Annotated in this window: 18 protein-coding genes; 2 read left to right on the top strand and 16 right to left on the bottom strand. The window is 66.4% G+C overall.

Annotated elements, in window-relative coordinates; all coding sequences use genetic code 11:
• Positions 1-100: 100 nt before the first annotated feature.
• From cyoE to ACYVD0_RS02525, 4 genes are all read right to left on the bottom strand, one after another.
• Positions 101-997 (bottom strand): protoheme IX farnesyltransferase, encoded by an 897-nt coding sequence (gene cyoE / locus ACYVD0_RS02540; RefSeq protein WP_460425334.1) that lies wholly within the window; start codon positions 995-997, stop codon positions 101-103.
• 71 nt (positions 998-1,068) lie between these two features.
• Positions 1,069-2,136 (bottom strand): COX15/CtaA family protein, encoded by a 1,068-nt coding sequence (locus ACYVD0_RS02535; RefSeq protein WP_460425333.1) that lies wholly within the window; start codon positions 2,134-2,136, stop codon positions 1,069-1,071.
• Positions 2,137-2,194: 58 nt separating this feature from the next.
• A complete protein-coding gene (locus ACYVD0_RS02530) occupies positions 2,195-2,782 on the bottom strand; it encodes a hypothetical protein (protein ID WP_460425332.1) in 588 nt (195 codons plus the stop codon).
• On the bottom strand, positions 2,757-3,524 hold the full coding sequence (locus ACYVD0_RS02525; protein WP_460425331.1) for an SURF1 family protein: 768 nt from the start codon (positions 3,522-3,524) through the stop codon (positions 2,757-2,759). Before ACYVD0_RS02525 ends, ACYVD0_RS02530 begins: the two co-directional genes overlap by 26 nt.
• Positions 3,525-3,556: 32 nt before the next feature.
• Here ACYVD0_RS02525 and ACYVD0_RS02520 point away from each other — a divergent pair, with 32 nt between their 5' ends.
• Positions 3,557-3,760 carry a twin transmembrane helix small protein gene (locus ACYVD0_RS02520; RefSeq protein WP_460425336.1) on the top strand — a complete coding sequence of 68 codons (204 nt, stop codon included), beginning with the start codon at positions 3,557-3,559 and terminating at the stop codon, positions 3,758-3,760.
• A 182-nt stretch (positions 3,761-3,942) separates the two neighbouring features.
• Here ACYVD0_RS02520 and ACYVD0_RS02515 read toward each other — a convergent pair whose 3' ends face one another.
• The 4 genes from ACYVD0_RS02515 to coxB are packed head-to-tail and all read right to left on the bottom strand — an operon-like array spanning position 3,943 to position 8,184.
• The gene (locus ACYVD0_RS02515) at positions 3,943-4,830 is read right to left on the bottom strand and encodes a cytochrome c oxidase subunit 3 (protein WP_460425330.1); all 888 of its coding nucleotides are present in this window, start codon (positions 4,828-4,830) and stop codon (positions 3,943-3,945) included.
• 11 nt (positions 4,831-4,841) lie between these two features.
• Positions 4,842-5,393, bottom strand: a complete 552-nt coding sequence (locus ACYVD0_RS02510) for a cytochrome c oxidase assembly protein (protein WP_460425329.1) — start codon at positions 5,391-5,393, stop codon at positions 4,842-4,844.
• A 27-nt stretch (positions 5,394-5,420) separates the two neighbouring features.
• Positions 5,421-7,013, bottom strand: a complete 1,593-nt coding sequence (ctaD, locus tag ACYVD0_RS02505; protein WP_460425328.1) for a cytochrome c oxidase subunit I — start codon at positions 7,011-7,013, stop codon at positions 5,421-5,423.
• A 13-nt stretch (positions 7,014-7,026) separates the two neighbouring features.
• On the bottom strand, positions 7,027-8,184 hold the full coding sequence (gene coxB / locus ACYVD0_RS02500) for a cytochrome c oxidase subunit II (protein WP_460425327.1): 1,158 nt from the start codon (positions 8,182-8,184) through the stop codon (positions 7,027-7,029).
• Between the two features lie 389 nt (positions 8,185-8,573).
• On the opposite strand from coxB, the gene ACYVD0_RS02495 reads away from it, so the two are divergent.
• Entirely contained in the window at positions 8,574-9,224 is a 651-nt protein-coding gene (locus tag ACYVD0_RS02495) for a hypothetical protein (protein WP_460425326.1), read from the top strand.
• Between the two features lie 123 nt (positions 9,225-9,347).
• Here the strand turns inward: ACYVD0_RS02495 and ACYVD0_RS02490 are convergent, their stop codons facing one another.
• From ACYVD0_RS02490 to ACYVD0_RS02455, 8 genes are all read right to left on the bottom strand, one after another.
• Positions 9,348-10,892: a SulP family inorganic anion transporter gene (locus ACYVD0_RS02490; protein ID WP_460425325.1), complete on the bottom strand. Its 1,545-nt coding sequence runs from the start codon at positions 10,890-10,892 to the stop codon at positions 9,348-9,350.
• Between the two features lie 136 nt (positions 10,893-11,028).
• On the bottom strand, positions 11,029-11,772 hold the full coding sequence (locus ACYVD0_RS02485; protein WP_460425324.1) for a carbonic anhydrase: 744 nt from the start codon (positions 11,770-11,772) through the stop codon (positions 11,029-11,031).
• 523 nt (positions 11,773-12,295) lie between these two features.
• Entirely contained in the window at positions 12,296-13,081 is a 786-nt protein-coding gene (locus ACYVD0_RS02480; protein WP_460425323.1) for a DUF1835 domain-containing protein, read from the bottom strand.
• Between the two features lie 110 nt (positions 13,082-13,191).
• A complete protein-coding gene (locus ACYVD0_RS02475) occupies positions 13,192-14,334 on the bottom strand; it encodes a hypothetical protein (protein ID WP_460425322.1) in 1,143 nt (380 codons plus the stop codon).
• A 37-nt stretch (positions 14,335-14,371) separates the two neighbouring features.
• Positions 14,372-15,649 carry an ATP-binding protein gene (locus ACYVD0_RS02470; protein WP_460425321.1) on the bottom strand — a complete coding sequence of 426 codons (1,278 nt, stop codon included), beginning with the start codon at positions 15,647-15,649 and terminating at the stop codon, positions 14,372-14,374.
• 39 nt (positions 15,650-15,688) lie between these two features.
• Positions 15,689-17,986, bottom strand: coding sequence for a helicase-related protein (locus ACYVD0_RS02465; protein ID WP_460425320.1), 2,298 nt, complete (start codon positions 17,984-17,986; stop codon positions 15,689-15,691).
• Positions 17,905-18,468, bottom strand: coding sequence for a DEAD/DEAH box helicase family protein (locus ACYVD0_RS02460; protein WP_460425319.1), 564 nt, complete (start codon positions 18,466-18,468; stop codon positions 17,905-17,907). The genes ACYVD0_RS02465 and ACYVD0_RS02460 overlap by 82 nt, the downstream gene beginning before the upstream one ends.
• Entirely contained in the window at positions 18,468-18,647 is a 180-nt protein-coding gene (locus ACYVD0_RS02455) for a ribbon-helix-helix domain-containing protein (RefSeq protein WP_082045330.1), read from the bottom strand. The genes ACYVD0_RS02460 and ACYVD0_RS02455 overlap by 1 nt, the downstream gene beginning before the upstream one ends.
• Positions 18,648-18,651: the final 4 nt, after the last annotated feature.

Here is an 18,651-nt window from a genome sequence, read left to right as displayed (position 1 = left end):
TGATCGATCCGGCACAGATCATTGCCTGGTCATGTTGGCGAAGGGCTCATCAGGCCGGGGCCAGGCGGGCTCATCTCACTTCCAAAATGCAACTGTAGTGCTAGAGCGTCAGCGGCAAATAGTGATCCACCAGCAGGGCGATGAACAGCAGGAACAGGTAGCGAATGCTGTATTTGAAGGTGCCGATCGCCGCGTGGGGCTTGCTGTCGCGGTACAGCGCCCAGGCCCAGTGCAGGAAGCGTCCGCCGAGGAGCAGGGCACAGGCCAGATAGAGCGGACCGCTCATGTGGATGGCGTAGGGCAGCAGGGTCACCGCCAGCAGCGCCAGGGTGTAGAGCAGGATGTGCAGCTTGGTGTAGGCCTCGCCGTGGGTCACCGGCAGCATGGGGATCTCGGCCTGGGCGTATTCGGCCTTGCGGTGGATGGCCAGCGCCCAGAAGTGCGGCGGGGTCCAGGTGAAGACGATCAGCACCAAGAGCAGCGGCTCGGCGGACAGCTGGCCGCTCACCGCGACCCAGCCGAGCAGCGGCGGGGCAGCGCCGGCCAGGCCGCCGATGACGATGTTCTGCGGCGTGGCGCGCTTGAGAAAGCCGGTGTAGATCACCGCGTAGCCGAGCAGCGAGGCCAGGGTCAGCCAGGCCGCCAGCGGGTTGGTGAAGGTCAGTAGCAGGGCCATCCCGGCCAGTGCCAGAAGCAGCGCGAAGCCCAGCGCCGCGAGCGGCGCGACACGGCCTTCGGCCAGCGGGCGGCGCCGGGTGCGCGCCATGATCGCGTCGATGCGCCGGTCCACCACATGGTTGACCGCCGCCGCCGCGCCCGCGCAGAGGCCGATGCCGAGGTTGCCGAAGAGCAGCACCGTCCAGGGCACGCCGGCCCGGGAGGCGAGGAACATGCCGACCAGCGAGGTGATCAGCATCAGCACCACCACCTTGGGTTTGGTCAGCTCCAGATAGTCGCGCCAGGTCGCCTGGCTGCGTTCGCCGAGTAGGGTGGCCATGGTTGTTCTCCTTGTGATTGATCGTTCCCGCGCTCCCGTGTGGGAGCGCAGCCCGGGACGCTCCGCGCCCCTTATCTGGAAACCTCAGAGGCGGAGTGTCCCGCATGGGGCTCCCACGCAGGAGCGTGGGAGCCATCAGGCAAAACCGGGCGCGCACGCAGCCGGTAGTTGACCAGCACCAGCGCCAGCAGCAGCAGGGCGGCGCCGCCGTTGTGGGCGACCGCCAGCGGCAGCGGCAGGCGCCACAGCACGTTGCCGATGCCCAGCCCGACCTGCAGCGCCAGCGCGGCGAGGAGCAGGGCGGCGAGCCGGCCGAGGCCGTGGCGCCACAGCTGCCAGGCGAGCGTCGAGAGAACCAGAGCGACGGCCAGGGCGCCGAGGCGGTGACTCAGATGGATGGCGGTGCGCGCCGGGCCGTCGAGCATGCCGCCCAGGTAGCTGGGGCCGATCGCCTGGGTCAGGTGGAAGGCGTTGGCGAAGTCCATTTCCTCCGGCCACCACTGGCCGTGGCAGGTGGGCAGGTCGAGGCAGGCCACCGCCGCATAGTTGCTGCTGACCCAGCCGCCCAGGGCGATCTGACCGACGCTCAGCGCCAGCGCGCCGCCGGCCAGGGCGCGCAGCGCCGGAGCCGGGGAGGGAAGAGCAGGGACCGCGCTGGAGAGGCGCAGGCCGAGCAGAAAGAGCAGGGCGAGGGTGGTCATGCCACCGAGCAGGTGAGCGACCACCACCTGTGGCCAGAGCTTGAGGGTGACCGTCCACATGCCGAACAGCGCCTGGGCGATGACCACCCCAAGCAGCGTCAGCGGCAATCCGCGCGGCTGTCCGGGGTCCGCCCGGCGGCGCACCGCCTGCAGCGCCAGGGCGAGGATGGCCAGGCCCAGGCTGCCGGCGAAGTAGCGGTGGATCATCTCGTTCCAGCCCTTCTGCGGCTCCACCGGCGCGTCGGGGAAATGCCGCTCGGCATGGGCCAGCTGCGCTTCGCTGCTCGGCACCGAGAGAAAGCCGTAGCAGCCCGGCCAGTCCGGACAGCCGAGCCCGGCGTGGGTCAGGCGGGTGTAAGCACCCAGCAGCACCACCGCGAAGGCCAGCAGGGTGGCGAACAGGGCCAGGCGAAATCCCGGTTTGCGACGTGTTGGCATGGCAATCTCCCGTTCCATCGACGATCCGTTCCGTTGTGCATGGCGCCGGCCCCCACGCTCAGCCGATCTTCGACAGCTTGAGCAGCAGGCGCAGGTCCTCCAGCACGCCCTTGCCGTCGGCCTCGGCGCCGTAGCGCAGCACCAGGTTGCCGAGCGGGTCGACGATCCACAGCTGCGCCCCGGACAGCCCCGGCGCCGCATGCTCGTAGAGCGTGGGTTCCAGGCGGTAATGAGCGAGCTGCGGGTATTCCCGTTCCAGCCGCCGCGTTTCCTCGACGGTCAGCGGCTGGCCCACGGCCAGGGCATGGGCGCCGCGCTCGGCCTCGCGGCCGAGGCCGATATGAATCTGCCGGGCCAGGTAGACCAGTCGTTGGCAGTCCGCGGCGCACTCCGCCGGGGCGGTGACCAGCAGCTGCCAGCGCGACTCGGCGCCCCCGGTCGGCGCGATGCCCAGCTCGGCGCGGCTCTGGCCGGTGCCGATCAGCGTGCCGTGGTAGGTGCGTCCTTCCGGCACCCAGAAGCGCCACTGGTACATGGCGCCGGCCAGCAGCATGGGGCCGAGCACCACGGCGAAGAGCGCCAGCAGCTGCAGGCGGCCGCGCCGGGGCGAGAGGTGGGGTTCAGTCCGGGCGGTGAGTGACGACATGAGGAGTCTCCCGTGCGCTGTGGATGCCGAGGTAGATGAACAGGGCGAGCAGGGCGGCGGCCAGGGCGAACCATTGCACGGCGTAGCCCAGGTGCTTCTCCGGGGCCATGGCGAGCAGCGGCCAGTCCACCGCGTAGGCGGCCGGGCCGGGTTCCAGACGCAGCTCGACGGGCAGGCCGTCGCGGCCCAGCTCGGTCCAGAGGGCCGCTGCGTCGACTCGGTTGACCAGCCGCGGCCAGGCGTCGCCGGCGGCGTTCTTCAGCAGGAAAGGGTTGCCGGGCGGGCGGTAGACCCAGGCGGTCAGCGCCAGGGGAGCGCCCGGCGTAGCAAAGACCGGCGGTACGCGCCGATCGGGCCAGGGCAGCCAGCCGCGGTTGACCAGGAGCCACCGGCCGCTGTCGTCCCGGAAGGGTTGCAGCAGCTCGACGCCGGGCCGGCCGGCACGAGTGCGGCTGTCCAGCAGCAGGCTGTGCTCCGGGTCGAAGCGGCCGTGCAGGCGCACCCGCTGCCAGGCCAGCGCGCCGGCGGCGTCCAGCGCCGACGGGTCGAGCGGCTCGGCCTGGCGGCGGGCCTCGAACTGGGCGAGCAGGGCGCGCTTGTCCTCGGCCCGCGACAGCTGCCAGAAGCCCAGGCCGATCAGCACCGGCAACAGCAGCGCGACCAGCAGGCTCGGCGCCCAGCCGGGGCGGAAGTGGCGCCACGGCGCGCGGCCGGGCGTTCTCGACGGCGGACTATACTGCACGCATCCCCCTTAACCCCCCGGAGCCGTCCATGCTGCTCAAGGTGGCGATTGTCCTGTCGCTGCTGGCGATGCTGGCCAGCCTGTTCAGCGGCCTGTTCTTCCTGGTCCACGACGCCGGCCATACCCGCCGGGTGCTGCAGGCGCTGTACGTTCGGGTCGGTCTGGCCGCGCTGACCCTGGCGCTGGTCGCCTGGGGCTTCTACAGCGGCCAGCTCGTTTCCCATGTGACCTGGTAGCTGGTAGGGCGGGTGCAACCCGCCGCTCCGGAGCGGATCGCGGCCATTGCCGGCGGGTTTCACCCACCCTACGGCTCCGTTCGGTGGAAAACCGCGCCAGCGTTTTCCACCGAAGTGCCGCACCGACATCTGGTGGGTAAGGCTGCGCCGTTACCCACCCTGCGCCCTGTCCCGCTCCCTGTTCACAGCACGTAGACGAAGATGAACAGGCCGATCCACACCACGTCCACGAAGTGCCAGTACCAGCTCGCCGCCTCGAAGCCGAAGTGCTCCTCGGGGGTGAAGTGGCCGCGCAGCACGCGGAACAGCATCACCGTGAGGATGATCGCGCCGATGGTCACGTGGGCGCCGTGGAAGCCGGTGAGCATGAAGAAGGTGGCGCCGTAGATGCCCGAGCCCAGGGTCAGCCCCAGCTCCTGGTAGGCGTGCACGTATTCCTCGGCCTGCAGGGTCAGGAAGACCACTCCGAGCAGGACGGTCAGCGCCAGCCAGAGCTTCAGCTTCTGGCGCTCGCCGTTCTTCAGCGCATGGTGGGCGAAGGTCACGGTGAAGCTGGAGGACACCAGCAGGATGGTGTTGACCAGCGGCAGCGACCAGGGGCTGATGGTCCCGCTCGGTGCCGGGTACTGCTTGGGATCGGGGTTCTCCAGCAGCGGCCAGGTGTATTCGAAGTTCGGCCAGAGCATATGGCTGATGCCCTTGTCGCCCTCGCCGGCGAGCCAGGGGCCGGTCCAGTAGCGGATGTAGAAGAGCACGCCGAAGAAGGCCAGGAAGAACATCACCTCGGAGAAGATGAACCAGCTCATGCCCCAGCGGAACGAGCGGTCCATTTGCGCGCTGTAGAGGCCGGCGCGGCCTTCCCGAATCACGTTGCCGAACCAGCCGAACAGCATCCAGGCGATCAGCAGGGCGCCGACGAAGAAGATCAGCGGGCCGGAGATCTCGTCGCGGCCGGCCTTGAGGTCGTTGAACCAGCTGCCGAGTCCGTAGACGGTGATCAGCAGGCCTAGGCTGGCGATGATCGGCCACTTGCTCTGGGCGGGGACGTAATACTGCTCGTGGGTCGACATGGTCGTTCTCCTTATCGGACGCTCTGGGCCGGCGGCGGCCCCTGGCGCTCGGTGATGTCGAACAGCGTGTAGGCGAGGGTCAGGTACCGCACGTCGGCCGGCAGGTCGCGATCGACGACAAAGCGCACCGGCATCTCGATGCGTTCGCCCGGCTGCAGTACCTGCTGGGTGAAGCAGAAGCACTCGGTCTTGTGGAACCAGGCCGCAGCCCTGGCCGGTGCGACGCTGGGGATGGCCTGGGCGGTCATCGGCACGCTGCTGGGGTTGTGGGCGATGAACAGCATCTGGTTGCTGGCGCCGGGATGCACCTCCAGCTCGTCCTGCAGCGGGTGGAACTCCCAGCTCATGCCGGCGGCGTTGCTGGCGAGGAACTGCACCCGCACCCGGCGTGACTCGTCCACCGCCTGCATGCCCTGCCAGGCGCCGGCGGTCTTGCCGTTGATGCCGAAGGCCTGGCACATCACCTCGTACAGCGGCACCAGGGCGAAGCCGAAGGCGAACATCGCCACCACCACCAGCAGCAGGCGGCGGATCAACCGGCCGGTGGGCAGGCTGTCGCTCATGAGCCGGATGCCTTGTGCAGGTCCATGTCAGTCCACCTGCGGCGGGGTCTGGAAGGTGTGGTAGGGCGCGGGGGAGGGCACCGACCACTCCAGGCCGTGGGCGCCGTCCCAGGGCTTGGCCGGCACCGCCTCGTCGCTGCGGATGCACTTGATCACGATGTACAGGAACAGCAGCTGGGTGGCGCCGAACAGGAAGGCGCCGAGGCTGGAGACCATGTTGAAGTCGGCGAACTGCAGGTTGTAGTCGGGGATGCGCCGCGGCATGCCGGCCAGGCCGATGAAGTGCATGGGGAAGAAGGCCAGGTTCATGCCGATGAAGGACAGCCAGAAGTGCAACCTGGCCAGGGTTTCGTCGTACATGTGCCCGGTCCACTTGGGCAGCCAGTAGTAGGCCGAGGCGAAGATGCCGAAGATCGCCCCGGGCACCAGCACATAGTGGAAATGCGCCACCACGAAGTAGGTGTCGTGATACTGGAAGTCGGCCGGGGCGATGGCCAGCATCAGCCCGGAGAAGCCGCCGATGGTGAAGAGGATGACGAAGGCCACGGCGAACAGCATTGGCGCCTCGAAGGTCAGCGAGCCGCGCCACATGGTCGACACCCAGTTGAACACCTTCACCCCGGTGGGCACGGCGATCAGCATGGTGGCGTACATGAAGAACAGCTCGCCGGCCACCGGCATGCCCACGGTGAACATGTGGTGCGCCCAGACGATGAACGACAGGAAGGCGATGGCGCCGGTGGCGTAGACCATCGAGGTGTAGCCGAACAGCGGCTTGCGGCTGAAGGTCGGGATGATCGAGCTGACCGCGCCGAAGGCCGGCAGGATCATGATGTACACCTCGGGGTGGCCGAAGAACCAGAATACGTGCTGGAACAGCACCGGATCGCCGCCGCCCGCGGCGTTGAAGAAGCTGGTGCCGAAGTGGATGTCCATCAGCATCATGGTCACCACCCCGGCCAGCACCGGCATCACCGCGATCAGCAGGAAGGCGGTGATCAGCCAGGTCCAGACGAACAGCGGCATCTTCATCAAGGTCATGCCCGGCGCACGCAGGTTGAGCACGGTGGCAATCACGTTGATCGCGCCCATGATCGAGCTGATACCCATCAGGTGGATGGCGAAGATGAAGAAGGTCACGCTCTCCGGGGCGAAGGTGGTGGACAGCGGCGCGTAGAAGGTCCAGCCGAAGTTCGGCCCGCCGCCCTCCATGAACAGGGTGCTGACCAGCAGGCTGAAGGCCGCCGGCAGCAGCCAGAAGCTGAAGTTGTTCATCCGGGGCAGGGCCATGTCCGGCGCGCCGATCATCAGCGGGATCATCCAGTTGGCCAGGCCGACGAAGGCCGGCATCACCGCACCGAAGACCATGATCAGGCCGTGCATGGTGGTCATCTGGTTGAAGAACTCCGGCTGGACGATCTGCAACCCCGGCTGGAACAGCTCGGCACGGATGATCATGGCCATGCTGCCGCCGAGCAGGAAGGCGATGAAGCTGAACCACAGATACAGCGTGCCGATGTCCTTGTGGTTGGTGGTCAGCACCCAGCGCATCAGGCCCCTGGCCGGGCCGTGAGGGTGTTCGTCATGGCCGGCGTGCCCCGGTTCGATCACTGCGCTCATCGTGGCCTCTCCTCTATTGGGGTTGAGCGGGCTGCATGCCCTGGCCGGCCTCCTCGGCCTGCCGGAAGGTGAGAATGTCCTGCGGGGTGACGATGTCGCCAACCGCGTTGCCCAAGGCGTTGCGCTCGTAGCTGATCACCGCGGCCAGATCGACATCGGAGAGCTGCTTGCCAAAGGCGGCCATGGCGGTGCCCGGCTTGCCGTTGACGACCATGTCTATGTGACCTTCCTTCGGCCCGGTGGTGATCGCCGAGCCTGTGAGGGCCGGGAACACCGGCGGCAGGCCTTCGCCGCCGGGCTGGTGGCAGGCGGCGCAGTTGGTCCGGTAGACCTGCTCGCCCTGGGCGACCAGTTCTTCCAGGGTCCACTCCTTGCCGGCCAGCGCCGCGCGCTCGGCGGCGACGGCCTTCTTGCCGGCCAGCCAGGCGGCGTAGTCGGCGGGGGCCTTGACCTCCACCACCACTGGCATGAAGGCGTGGTCCTTGCCGCACAGCTCGGTGCATTGGCCGCGGTAGAGGCCGGGCTCGGCCACCCGGGTCCAGGCCTCGTTGATGAAGCCGGGGATGGCGTCCTTCTTCACTGCCAGCTCCGGCACCCACCAGGAGTGGATGACGTCCGCCGCGGTGACCAGGAAGCGCACCTTGGCGCCGGCCGGAATCACCAGCGGCTGGTCGACCTCCAGCAGGTAGTGGTCGCTCTTGGGCGCCTGGTTGCCGATGGCATCGCGGTCGGTGCTCAGGTTGCTGAAGAACTCCACGTCCTCGCCCAGGTACTTGTAGTGCCACTTCCACTGGTAGCCGGTGACCTGGATGTCCAGGTCCGGCTCGGAAGGGTCGTAGATGTGGATCAGCGTGCGGGTCGCCGGCACCGCCATGGCGATCAGAATCAGCAGCGGAATCACTGTCCACAGCACCTCGACCCGAGTGTTCTCGTGGAAGTGGGCGGGCTGCGGACGGCGCGAGCGGCGGTGGGCGAACATCGACCAGAACATCGCGCCGAATACCAGCACGCCGATAACCACACAGATCCAGAAAATGGTCATGTGCAGATCGAAGATGGAACGGCTGACTTCCGTGGCCCCCGGCCGCATGTTCACATCCCAGGCGGCCTGTGCCCGGGACAGAGCCGAGCACGACAGAAGACCCATCCAGAGTCGTGGATGTCGCATCATTGCGGGTTCCCCTTATCGTTCTTTTAATCCCGCTGGCGGAACGTCGACGCAGGGCGCTGCTGCCAGGTCTATCGACCTGGACGGGCCGCCGGAAACCGCCGAAGCAGGCCGTGTGAAAACTACTGCGCTACGTTTTCACACGGCCTGCATACCGGCGTTCCCTTTCCCGCGACCCGCTACCGCAGAACCCCGGCCTGCGGCGCAGTCGGGCCTCACTCCGGTAAGCGTGTTTCGAGTCGAGTATAGACAGCGTCGGCGCCGGGGGAATTTTTTGCGGCCGGGGGCGGCCATTTGCCAATAGCGGCGAGCGGTACGGACGTCTACTCTAGGCAGATCTGTCCAGTGGCCAGGGAGGCTACCCCACCGCAGAAAGCCGAGGAGTCCCTCTCTTGAATATTCCAGCCTTGCGCCAGTTGATCGAGCGCGCCCGCCAGCATGAAGCCCGCCACGGCACGCTCGCTCGTCAGTTGGAAAGCCGGATGCAGTACCTGCACCCCGCCATCTGCCTGCCCGAGGAGGGTGGTCTGGGAGTGCTGACGAACTTCGTCGATGGTTATCTGGAGCAGGTGCCGGAACTGCTCGAAGCCGCCCATGCGGTCGCCTGCGAAGCAGGCATCGAGGTGCAGGTCGGCCCGGTGCTGAAGGTGGCCGCGCACTTCTTCCTCAGCCCGCCGGAGGTGCTGGAGGGGCAGGAAGGCCTCGCCGGCCTGCTCGACGAGGCCTATCTGGCGCATCGCCTGATCGAGGAAATCAATGACCGCTACATCGCCTTCCTCGGCCAGCCGTTGATACCCCTGGATACCACGGTGGCCAACCTGGTCGCCCACCGGCTGATCGGCGAACCCTTCGCCAACCAGTTGGACGGGGCCGTGGAGCTGGCGGTGAATGGCCTGCTCGGCAACACGCTGTTCGAGCAGGTGTCCCTGGAGTCCTACCGTGCCCGCCTGAGCAACCCGAAGACCGTCGCCGCCTGGCTGGCCTGGCCCTGCCTGTCGCGGCAGTTCGGGGTGGAGTTGCAGTTGAGCCGGTCGGACGGGTAGGGCGGGTGCAACCCGCCATTGGGCATCGGATCTCTTGCCATGTCCGGCGGGTTGCACCCGCCCTACGGCTTTAGGCCACATCGCGACCAAGGCCGCTCCCGCGCGGGGAGCGGCCATCTCCACTCAGGCCGTGCCGGCGCTGCCGATGCCGACGGTGGTGCGCACCCGGCCTTCCAGGCGACGCTTCACCGCACGGGATTCGAGCACCAGCTCGGAACCGTTGGCCGCGCTGGCGGCGCGCCATTCGTCGAGCAGCTCCATACAGGCATGGTCGATGTAGTTCAGGTGATCGAGCGGCACGTGCAGCTGGGTGCCCGGGCGGACCGAGGCCAGCACGCGGGACAGTTCCGGCACCTTGAGGAAGGTCGCCGAGCCGACCATGCGCAGTTCCGCGGTGCGCCCGTCCTCGTCATAGACCAGGTTGATCTTCAGCCGCGAGGCGCGCCAGGCGAGCTTGCCCAGGGTCAGGGCGAAACCGATCATCACCCCGGTCAGAAGGTCGGTGAAGACGATCGCCAGCGCTGTGGCGCCGTAGATGAACATCGGCATGCGGCCGTAGCGGCCCAGACCGCGCAGGGCCTTGATGTCGACCAGCTTGACCCCGGTGTAGACCAGTACCCCGGCCAGGCTGGCCACCGGAATGCTCTGCAGCACCGCGGTCAGCAGCAGGACGAAGGCCAGCAGCCAGAGGCCGTGGAGGATGGCCGACATCCGGGTGACGGCGCCGGCCTGCACGTTGGCCGAGCTGCGCACGATCACCCCGGTCATCGGCAGGGCGCCGAGCAGGCCGCAGAGCATGTTGCCGACGCCTTGGGAAGTCAGCTCGCGGTCGAAGTCGGCGCGCTTGCCCTGGTGCATGCGGTCCACCGCGGCGGCCGACAGCAGGGTCTCGGCGCTGGCGATGAAGGCCAGGGTCAGCGCCGCGATCAAGAGGCTGGGATCGGTCAGCAGGCGCAGCAGGTCGGCCGGCTGCACCCAGTCGATGGCATCGCCCAGGTTGGCCGGCACCTCGACCCGCCGCACGTCCATCGACAGGATCAGGCTGAGCAGCGTCGCCAGGCTCACGCCGAGCAGCGCGCCGGGCAGGAAACGCAGCTTGGCCGGCTTGCGCTTGTCCCACAGCCACATCGTGCCGATGGTCAGCAGGCCGAGCAGCCCGGCGCTCCAGCCGTCGCCGGCGCCGAACGGCAGGGCATCGACCAGCGCCGCCGGGAAGGCCTGCAGATTGTTCAGGCCGGAGGCCTGCGGCGAGGCGTCGAGCATCACGTGCAGTTGCGACAGGATGATCAGGATGCCGATCCCCGCCAGCATGCCGTAGACCACCGCCGGCGCGGTGACGCGGAACCAGCAGCCCAGGCGCAGGCGCCCGGCGAGCAGCTGGATCAGTCCGGCCAGCAGCAGGATCGGCCCGAGCATTGCGATGCCGTGCTGGCGCACCAGCTCGAAGACCAGCACCGCCAGGCCCGCCGCCGGGCCGCTGACCTGCAGCGGCGCGCCGGCCAGCCAGCCGACCACCAGTCCGCCGATGATACCGGTGATCAGGCCCTTGGCCGGCGGCATGCCGGAGGCGATGGCGACGCCCATGCACAGCGGCAGGGCGACGAGGAAGACCACCACGGAGGCCATGGCGTCCCGTGGCAGGGTGGATTTCAGGGTTTCAAGGTTCATTGAAGGTTCCTTCCGTGTGCGAGGTTGGATATGGCTCGCCCGCGGCGCAGGACGGCGGCTCCGCACCGGATGCTCGGGCGAAAGTCAAAAAAACAAGGCCGATCGAAAGGATCGGCCTGGCGGACTCTCGGTGTCGCTAGTTCTGGTGGAAGCGCGGGCGCGGGGTAGCCATGGGAACCGAGCCTTCGCTGTCGAGGGGACGGAAGCAGCCCTGCTCGGCATCGTAGGCCTTGATCTCGGACGTCTCGATGGAATAGACCCAGCCGTGGATGAACAGCTGGCCGCTGGCCAGGCGCGCCGCCACCGAGGGATGGGTGCGCAGGTGGTCGAGCTGGGCGACCACGTTCTCCTCGGTGACCACCTCCAGGGTGTCGCGGCCGGCGCAACTGCAGCGGTTCTGCTCCACCACCGTCTTGGCCACCTCGGCATGGCGCAGCCAGGCCTTGACGGTGGGCATGCTCTCCATGCTCGGCGGGTCGAGCACCGCCTTCATGGCGCCGCAGTCGGAATGGCCGCAGACGATGATGTGATGTACACCGAGCGCCATCACTGCGTATTCGATGGCGGTGGACACGCCGCCGTTGATCTGCCCGTAGGGCGGCACCACGTTGCCGACGTTGCGGGTGACGAACAGGTCGCCCGGAGAGCTCTGGGTGATCAGCTCGGGGACGATGCGCGAGTCGGCGCAGGTGATGAACATCGCCCGCGGCCGCTGGCCGCTGGCCAGCGCGCGATAGAACTCCTTCTGCTGCGGGAAGACCTCGGTGCGAAAGCGGTGGAAGCCCTCGACGATATTCTTCAGCGCCACCTCGGCGTTTTCGGATTCGGTGCGGGCTTCGGTCGTTCCCTGTGAGCTCTGTCCTGAGATGCAGTGATTCATGGCATAACCTCCCTGGGTAGCGAAAATTGGCAAGGCTCAGTGTTCGCCCTTGCTGCGACGAGCCGGAAAGACGCGTTCGATACAGGACGGGCGCGGGGCATTCAAGGTGCCCTCGATAGAATCAGCCTCAGCCTTTCAACTTAAATAAAGCTGAATGGCCGGAGCTCATAAATTAAGTGAAACTGAATAGCCGGCTACACAACTTAAATGAAACCGAATGCAACGGACGTCGCCCCCGTCGCCTGTCCCGGCAGTCGCCCATCCGGTTAATGGTATTTAGCCATATTCCGCGTCGTTCCTGCCTTCCAGGGCGCCGGCCGGGCGTGCGGCAGTGCTGCTGTCGAACAGCGTACCTCCCCGAACGTTACGGCCGGTTTACATTTTTTTACATATAAGTAACTTTCGGCATTCAAGCCGTGTCTGTCGGCTTAAATATTTTCTTACAGAATAACTTTTGACTAATGCCAATAAATAGAATTTTGCGGGAAGTTATTTCCCGCCATGCGGACAAGTGGCGGGAGGATTAATCGGTTAGCCGGCGCACGCGCAGGCTGGCGAATTCGGCCTGCGGCGCCCCGGCGAAGTCGACGCGACCCTGGCGGGCCAGCTCGCGCAGGCGCCAGGCGAGGAACAAATCGGTGGCGAAGAAGCCGCTGCAGCAGCGCATCGCCTGGGACAGCAGCAGCGGCAGCGCCTGCCAGTCGCGGCTGCACAGGCACAGCAGCATGCCGTCGACCAGTCGGTAGTCCTCCGTATGGAAGGCGCCAGCGCGCCAGCGGCGCACGCCGCCGTTCTCCGCCACCGCCTGCCGCCACTGGCCGGCCAGCTCGGCGCGGCGCCCGGCGGACAGCGGCCGGGCCTGACGCTGGCAGTCGCGCAGCTGCTGCGGCGAACACTGTGAGACCGCGCGGCGCTGGCGCACCCCGCTGTCGCCGCTACCGCAGGCGACTTCACGCAGTTCCAGCGGCGCATCCAGGAAGGCCGCAGCGATCCGCGCCAGGAGCAGCTGCTCGGAGGCGCTATCGCCGTGCCAGACCGTCACCGGCTCAGCCTGGCGGGCCAGGCCGGCCAGCCACTGGGCTTCCTCGGCGAGCTGCGCAGCGAACGGCGGCTGCGCCTGACCGGGTGGCCAGACGCCCTGCCAGAACGCCGCACGCACCGCACAGGGCGGTTCCTCCACATCCAGCAGCGGCCCGACCGCCAGGTCGTCGCGCAGCACCCCGATCCGCGCCGCCTCGCCCAGCAGAGGCCGGATGGCCTCGGCCGCGAGGTCGCCGCAGACCAGGTGCCAGCCGTCAGTCATCGTCATTCAGGCAAAACTCCGCTTTCAGTCTGGCCAGGCTCACGCCGAGGGCAATCTGGTCGTCCGGCACCAGCAAATAGCGCCAGGGCTTGGTGCCATGCTCGCGTGCATGCCGATTAGCAAAGCCACACCAGCGCACCGCGGCGCTTGCCTTGGCCTGCACATCCTTCTGATCGATCTGATCGGCGCGTTTGGGCTCGACGATCAGGTAGCTCGTCGCGGTTTCCACCACGAAATCCGGCTCGTAGTTCTGACCGTTCCGGTATTCGATACGGAACTGCCCCGGCGCGGGCTTCAACCACTTGAGCACGCTGGCGTCGTCTTCCAGCACCTGGGCCAGACGCCACTCGCCTTCCACCGAGTCGAATTTCTGATAGGGAAAGCAGCAGCGCTGGAAACCCTCGAACACCATCTGGCGAATGGCGCGCTTGTCGGTGATCGGTGCGCGGAAATGGCGGGGCTTCTCGCCTGCAGCCAGCGTGTAGGTCGCCGGCCGGAGCACATCGAAGCCGGGGGATGACCTTGCCCTGATAGTCGCAGGGCGTCGTCCACTGCTTCTCGCCCATCTGCGCCCAGATGAAATCGCCGAGCTGTTTCTGCCAGTAGAGCAGCACGTTCTCCACCGCCTCCTCATCCGCCAGATAGCCGCGCAAATGCGCGATCACCTGGCCTGCCAATTTGTAGAGAAGCTCCGCGTAGAGGTCGTAGTCCACCTCGTCCCGGTCGAGCAGACGGCGCACCAGGTAATCCTCCGGGCGCGCTTCGCGAGCCTCCTGGCTGCCGTCCGACTCCTCGCCGGACTGGTTGGAGTGCACCTCGATCACCCGGCCCCGGTAGCGACCGCCGAAGAAGCCATCCGACTCGATGCGCGTGCGGATGGCGGCGGCATGGGCGGTGTCCTGCGCCACCACCAGCATGAACGGCTTGACCGCTTTGACGCCCTGGCTGCGGGCGTAGTTTTCCAGCTCGACCTTGACGTATTCGTGGTGGTGGATGCCGTCCTCCAGCTTGATGGTTTCCAGCGCCTCCTGGCCGTACTGGTCGGCGCGGAAATCCTTGCGGGTGGCCACCGCGGGGATCTTCACATAGCCGTCCTTGAGCGCACAGGACAGCGGGTAGTGATAGACCACATTGCCGAACGGGCGGGGTTTGGCGCCAACAGTCTTCGGCGTGGCGGTCAGCTCGATGCCCAGCACCGGCTTGAGGTCCTTGATGGCCTTGAGTCCGGCGTCGGCGTAATAGCGATGGGCCTCGTCCATCAGCACCTCTGTTTTTCGCTCATTGCGTAGTACGGCCTTATTCGTCGTCGGCGAACTGCGCCACCAGGCCGTTGCGTTCGCGGCTGGCGGCGTAGATCGTCAGTTTCAGTTCGGTATGGTCGTTCTGTTCGAAGAGCGGGCGACGCAGGGACAGCCGCTCGCTGGCGGCGAGGATGGTCGGCACGCCTTCGCCGCGCCGTTCGATCAGGTTCTGCCGGTGGGTCACCGGGTCGGCCGGGTAGTAGCGGCTGAGCAGGTTTACCAGGGTTTCGTTGCGGCTGATGCTGTTGGCGTCCATGCTCTCCACCGTCAGGCTGTTGGGCAGCCCGCCGGGGGTGGAGATTTCCAGCCGATCGGCGAACAGGTGCACGCGGATGCGCGCACCATACATGGCGTAGTCGCGGTGCGCCACGGCATTGACCAGCGCCTCGTAGACCGCGCCCAGATCGTACTGGGGAATGTCGATGCGACCGGGACGCTTGACCGCCTCCACGCGCATGTTGCGCCGGACGAAGGCGAAGGCCTGGCAGATCTGCTCGTCCACCGGGCCGTCGCAGTCCTGGGCGTCCAGCTGGTATTCGGCGTTGCGCTCGCTGCCGGAATAGGCCACGCACTGCACGTAGGCCGAGGAGAGGAAATCCGCGGGGCGGCGGGTCAGCAGCAGCACGCCGGTGACGGTCAGGCACGGCTGGCGGTTCTCGTCCTCCAACAGCAGATAGAGCTTTTTCAGCTGCAGGGCTTCCGGCAGATCGCCGCGCAGGAAGCGGGCTTTCAGCGCCGGGTCGATGTCGTCCGGGCCGGCGTTGGGCACCAGTTGCTCGTCGAAGCGGATCAGTCGCGCCATGCTGCGCTGCTGGAACAGCCGGGCCAGCAGTTCGGGCGACATCTCCCGCTTGCTGGAGCCGACCCGGTGGAAGTAGCCGTGGGGGCTGCGGTGGACGAACAGGCTTTTCGCCACCCGCACCCAGACCACTGGCCGGGCATTGCCCTGGCCGTCGGGAATTTCCACCAGCCGCGTCTCGATCGGCAGCGGCGGGTCAATGGCCTGGCTGGCCATGTTGGTCAGCCACAACTCCACCGTATCCAGCTGCTCGCGCTCGATCCCTTCCACTTCGCGGCTCTTGTCGTTGACGCCGAGCAGCAGCACGCCGCCGCTGCCGTTGGCGAATGCGGCCAGCTCGTCGCCCACGCTGTCGCGGTACGGCCAGGTAACCGTATCGTCTTGCAAGCTCAATGAGCTGAACGCATAGGCCGAGTCCTCGCCGAGACGGATCTGGTAGATCAGTTCGCGCACCAGTTCCGTGGTGTTGATCATGCTGTGCCCTCCAGGCGCCCGCGCAGGCTGAACAGGCGCTCATGCTGCACGCTGAGCTCCAGGTTTTGCCCGATCTCTTCGAGCAGACGGTCTTCCTCGGCTTCGATTTTCTTCTTTTCTTCGTGGTAGGCGAGCATCAGGTCGTCGCGCTCGCGTTCGAGCTTTTTCAGCGCCTTCTTGGCGCTCATCTTTTCCTGCAGGGTTTCCAGCTGGCGTACCGTCTTGCGCGCTTCCTTGATTTCCTGGTCGAGCTGCCTGATGCGGATATCCAGGCCGATGCGCTTGTCTTCGCGCCCAGCGATCGAGCTTTTCAGTCTCTTCCTCGAAATATTGTTCGTTGGCGGCCTCGGCCTGTTTCAGGCAACTTGCCCGCAGCGCTTCGAGCTGTTCCTGCAGGGTCGATTCATGCCGGAAGGCCGGGGCGGTCGAGCGCTCCTCGGACTTGAGCAGCAGCAGGCGTTCGCAGGTGCGTTCGTCCAGCAGTTGGCCGCTGTCGCTGCAGCCGGCCAGCAGCAGATGCTCGCGCCGCTGCTTGGGGGTACTGAGCACGAGCTTTTCCAGCACCAGCTCGCCGGACTGGCCAAGCAGCTCGAGCAGGTTGGAATACTGGCCGTTGCCGGTTGGCGAATAGCTGAACAGCAGTTCGGCAGCGGCGGGGGCTGCCAGCTGTTCCTTGGCCTTTTCGATCAGTTCGCGGCCCATGCCATCGTGGGGCTGGAGGAACCGGGCGTCGTCTTGTTCGGCCTGCTGCCAGTCCGGGTCATGCCAATGGCCGTCCAGTTCGAAACGGTCCCCGTCGAAACGGGCCTGTGGCAGGCTCATGCGCGCCAGCAGCAGGCGCTGCTGATAGTCGTCGAGTGCCGCCCGTGTCCGGTCGCGGCGCATGTTCAGGCGCGCTACGACGTCGACATCGAAGTGTTCCAGCAGCGAGCGGCGGGCATCGTGATTGCGTCTCTCGATCTGGGTTTGCAACTGGGCCTGAAGCTCGTCGAATTCCCGCTCGATTTCCTCGTCGCTACGGCACTTCTGATAGATGTCATGGATGCGCCGCTCGATATCCACACCGGACTCGATGGAGCCGAGGATTTCATCTGAAGCCCCGAATACACCCTCGAACAGCTGGAACTTGCGGTTCAGCAGTTCGTACACGCGGCGGTCGGCGACGTTGGCGTTGTTGATGAAGTTCACCACCACCACGTCGTGCTTCTGGCCATAGCGATGCACGCGGCCGATGCGCTGCTCGACCCGCTGCGGGTTCCAGGGCAGGTCGTAGTTGATCAGCAGCGAGCAGAACTGCAGGTTGATGCCTTCGGCGCCGGCCTCGGTGCAAATCATGATGCTGGCCTGGTCGCGAAAGCGCTCGACCAGCGCCGCCTTCATGTCGGCGCTCTTCGAGCCGGAAATGCGGGAAGAGCCTTGGTGCTTTTCCAGCCAGGCGCGGTAGGTCTGCTGGGAATCGGCATCGGTGTTGGTGCCGTTGAGCAGCACGATCCGGTCGCGATAGCCGGCGGCACCGAGTTGCTCGAACAGCCAGGCCTGGGTGCGCACCGACTCGGTGAAGATCACCGCCTTGCGCTGGCCGCCCAGGCGTTCGGCGGAGTCGAAGGCCCGATCCAGCGCCCGCAGCAGGGCATCGCCCTTGGCATTGCGGCTGATGCTGCTGGCTAGCTTGAGGAAATCCTTGAGCCTATCGATTTCGCCCTGTAGGGCAACGGGGTCGATGAAGTCCTCGTCCTCCACGCCACTGGCGTCGGCGAGGTCATCCAGTTCCTCGTAATCGTTCAGTGCATCGGCAAGCGACATCTTGCTTTCCAGGCGCTCGATCATCCGCTGCAGGGTGCCCTGGATGGCGTGGGACGAGGACGCCAGGATCTTGCGGATGACCAGGGTCACCAAATGTCGCGCACCGGGCTTGATCGCCAGGACCTCTTCGTCCTGCAGGTAGGCCGATACCTTCTGGTAGAGCTCCAATTCGTCCCGATTCGGATCGTAGGGTTCGGTCATCGAGTAGCGGCGGGTGAAGTTGATGCCGCCTTCCGCCTGGACCTGCCGGCGCAGGGTACGACTGCAGACGCTCTGCAGGCGCTTGCGCAGCTGCGCCAGTTCTTCTGGTTCCAGTTTCGGCTTGCTGTAGCGGGCCTTGAAGGACTCGAGGTCGCCGAAGAAGTGCGTGTCGATGATCGACACCAGGCCATAGAGCTCCAGCAGGTTGTTCTGCATGGGCGTAGCCGAGAGCAGCAGCTTGGGGCAGCCCTTCAAAGCCGTTTCCAGGGCCCTGGCGATCTTGGCACCGTCGTTCTTGTAGATGTTGCGCAGCTTGTGCGCCTCGTCGAACACCACCAGATCCCACTGGATGCGCGCCAGCTCCTGTTGCTTGCGCGCGGCGAATTCGAGCAGATGGCGATGGCCGGCTGGCCGAAGGCACGTTCGATATCGAACGGATTGCCGGCGCCCTTCTTTCGGGCTTCGTTGAAGTTCTTGGCCTCCAGAATGATGGCTGGCAGGGCGAACTTGTCGGCCAGCTCCTGGCTCCACTGCTTGCGCAGCGTGGCCGGCACGATCAGCAGCAGCCTGCAGCGCTTTTCGGCCCATTTCTGCGCCAGCACCAGGCTGGCCTCGATGGTCTTGCCGAGGCCGACCTCGTCCGCCAGCAACACGCCCTGGGAAAGCGGCGAGCGCAGCGCGAATAGAGCGGCATCGACCTGGTGGGGGTTCATGTCGACCTTGGCGCTGGCGATCGTTTGCGTCAGCGATTGCTCCGTTTCCCGGGCGAGAGATAGCCAGTGGGCCAGGTAGGCGCGTTGATAGAGGGTGTACATCAGCCTTCCTTCCTGGAAGCCAGAGGATCGAAGCTGGCCGGCTGATCGATCCGGGCCAGGAACTCGTTGATGGCCTGGCGTATGACCCAGGCGAGCGACAAGCCGTGTCGGTCGGCCAGGGCCTGCAACTGCTCCAGTTGCTCGGGGGGTAGGGAAATGGTTGTGCGGGCGGATTTCATGCCT

The sequence above is a fragment of the Azotobacter armeniacus genome, assembly GCF_054779355.1.
This window is presented reverse-complemented; position numbering and strand designations above follow the sequence as displayed.

Excerpts from the sequence above, each read along its gene's own strand:
- ACYVD0_RS02460 (WP_460425319.1), bottom strand. The coding sequence starts at position 18,468 with ATGTACACCCTCTATCAACGCGCCTACCTGGCCCACTGGCTATCTCTC.
- ctaD (WP_460425328.1), bottom strand. The coding sequence starts at position 7,013 with ATGAGCGCAGTGATCGAACCGGGGCACGCCGGCCATGACGAACACCCT.
- ACYVD0_RS02510 (WP_460425329.1), bottom strand. The coding sequence starts at position 5,393 with ATGAGCGACAGCCTGCCCACCGGCCGGTTGATCCGCCGCCTGCTGCTG.
- ACYVD0_RS02475 (WP_460425322.1), bottom strand. The coding sequence starts at position 14,334 with ATGGACGAGGCCCATCGCTATTACGCCGACGCCGGACTCAAGGCCATC.
- coxB (WP_460425327.1), bottom strand. The coding sequence starts at position 8,184 with ATGATGCGACATCCACGACTCTGGATGGGTCTTCTGTCGTGCTCGGCT.
- ACYVD0_RS02535 (WP_460425333.1), bottom strand. The coding sequence starts at position 2,136 with ATGCCAACACGTCGCAAACCGGGATTTCGCCTGGCCCTGTTCGCCACC.
- ACYVD0_RS02455 (WP_082045330.1), bottom strand. The coding sequence starts at position 18,647 with ATGAAATCCGCCCGCACAACCATTTCCCTACCCCCCGAGCAACTGGAG.
- ACYVD0_RS02515 (WP_460425330.1), bottom strand. The coding sequence starts at position 4,830 with ATGTCGACCCACGAGCAGTATTACGTCCCCGCCCAGAGCAAGTGGCCG.
- ACYVD0_RS02490 (WP_460425325.1), bottom strand. The coding sequence starts at position 10,892 with ATGAACCTTGAAACCCTGAAATCCACCCTGCCACGGGACGCCATGGCC.
- ACYVD0_RS02480 (WP_460425323.1), bottom strand. The coding sequence starts at position 13,081 with ATGACGATGACTGACGGCTGGCACCTGGTCTGCGGCGACCTCGCGGCC.
- ACYVD0_RS02485 (WP_460425324.1), bottom strand. The coding sequence starts at position 11,772 with ATGAATCACTGCATCTCAGGACAGAGCTCACAGGGAACGACCGAAGCC.
- ACYVD0_RS02470 (WP_460425321.1), bottom strand. The coding sequence starts at position 15,649 with ATGATCAACACCACGGAACTGGTGCGCGAACTGATCTACCAGATCCGT.
- cyoE (WP_460425334.1), bottom strand. The coding sequence starts at position 997 with ATGGCCACCCTACTCGGCGAACGCAGCCAGGCGACCTGGCGCGACTAT.
- ACYVD0_RS02530 (WP_460425332.1), bottom strand. The coding sequence starts at position 2,782 with ATGTCGTCACTCACCGCCCGGACTGAACCCCACCTCTCGCCCCGGCGC.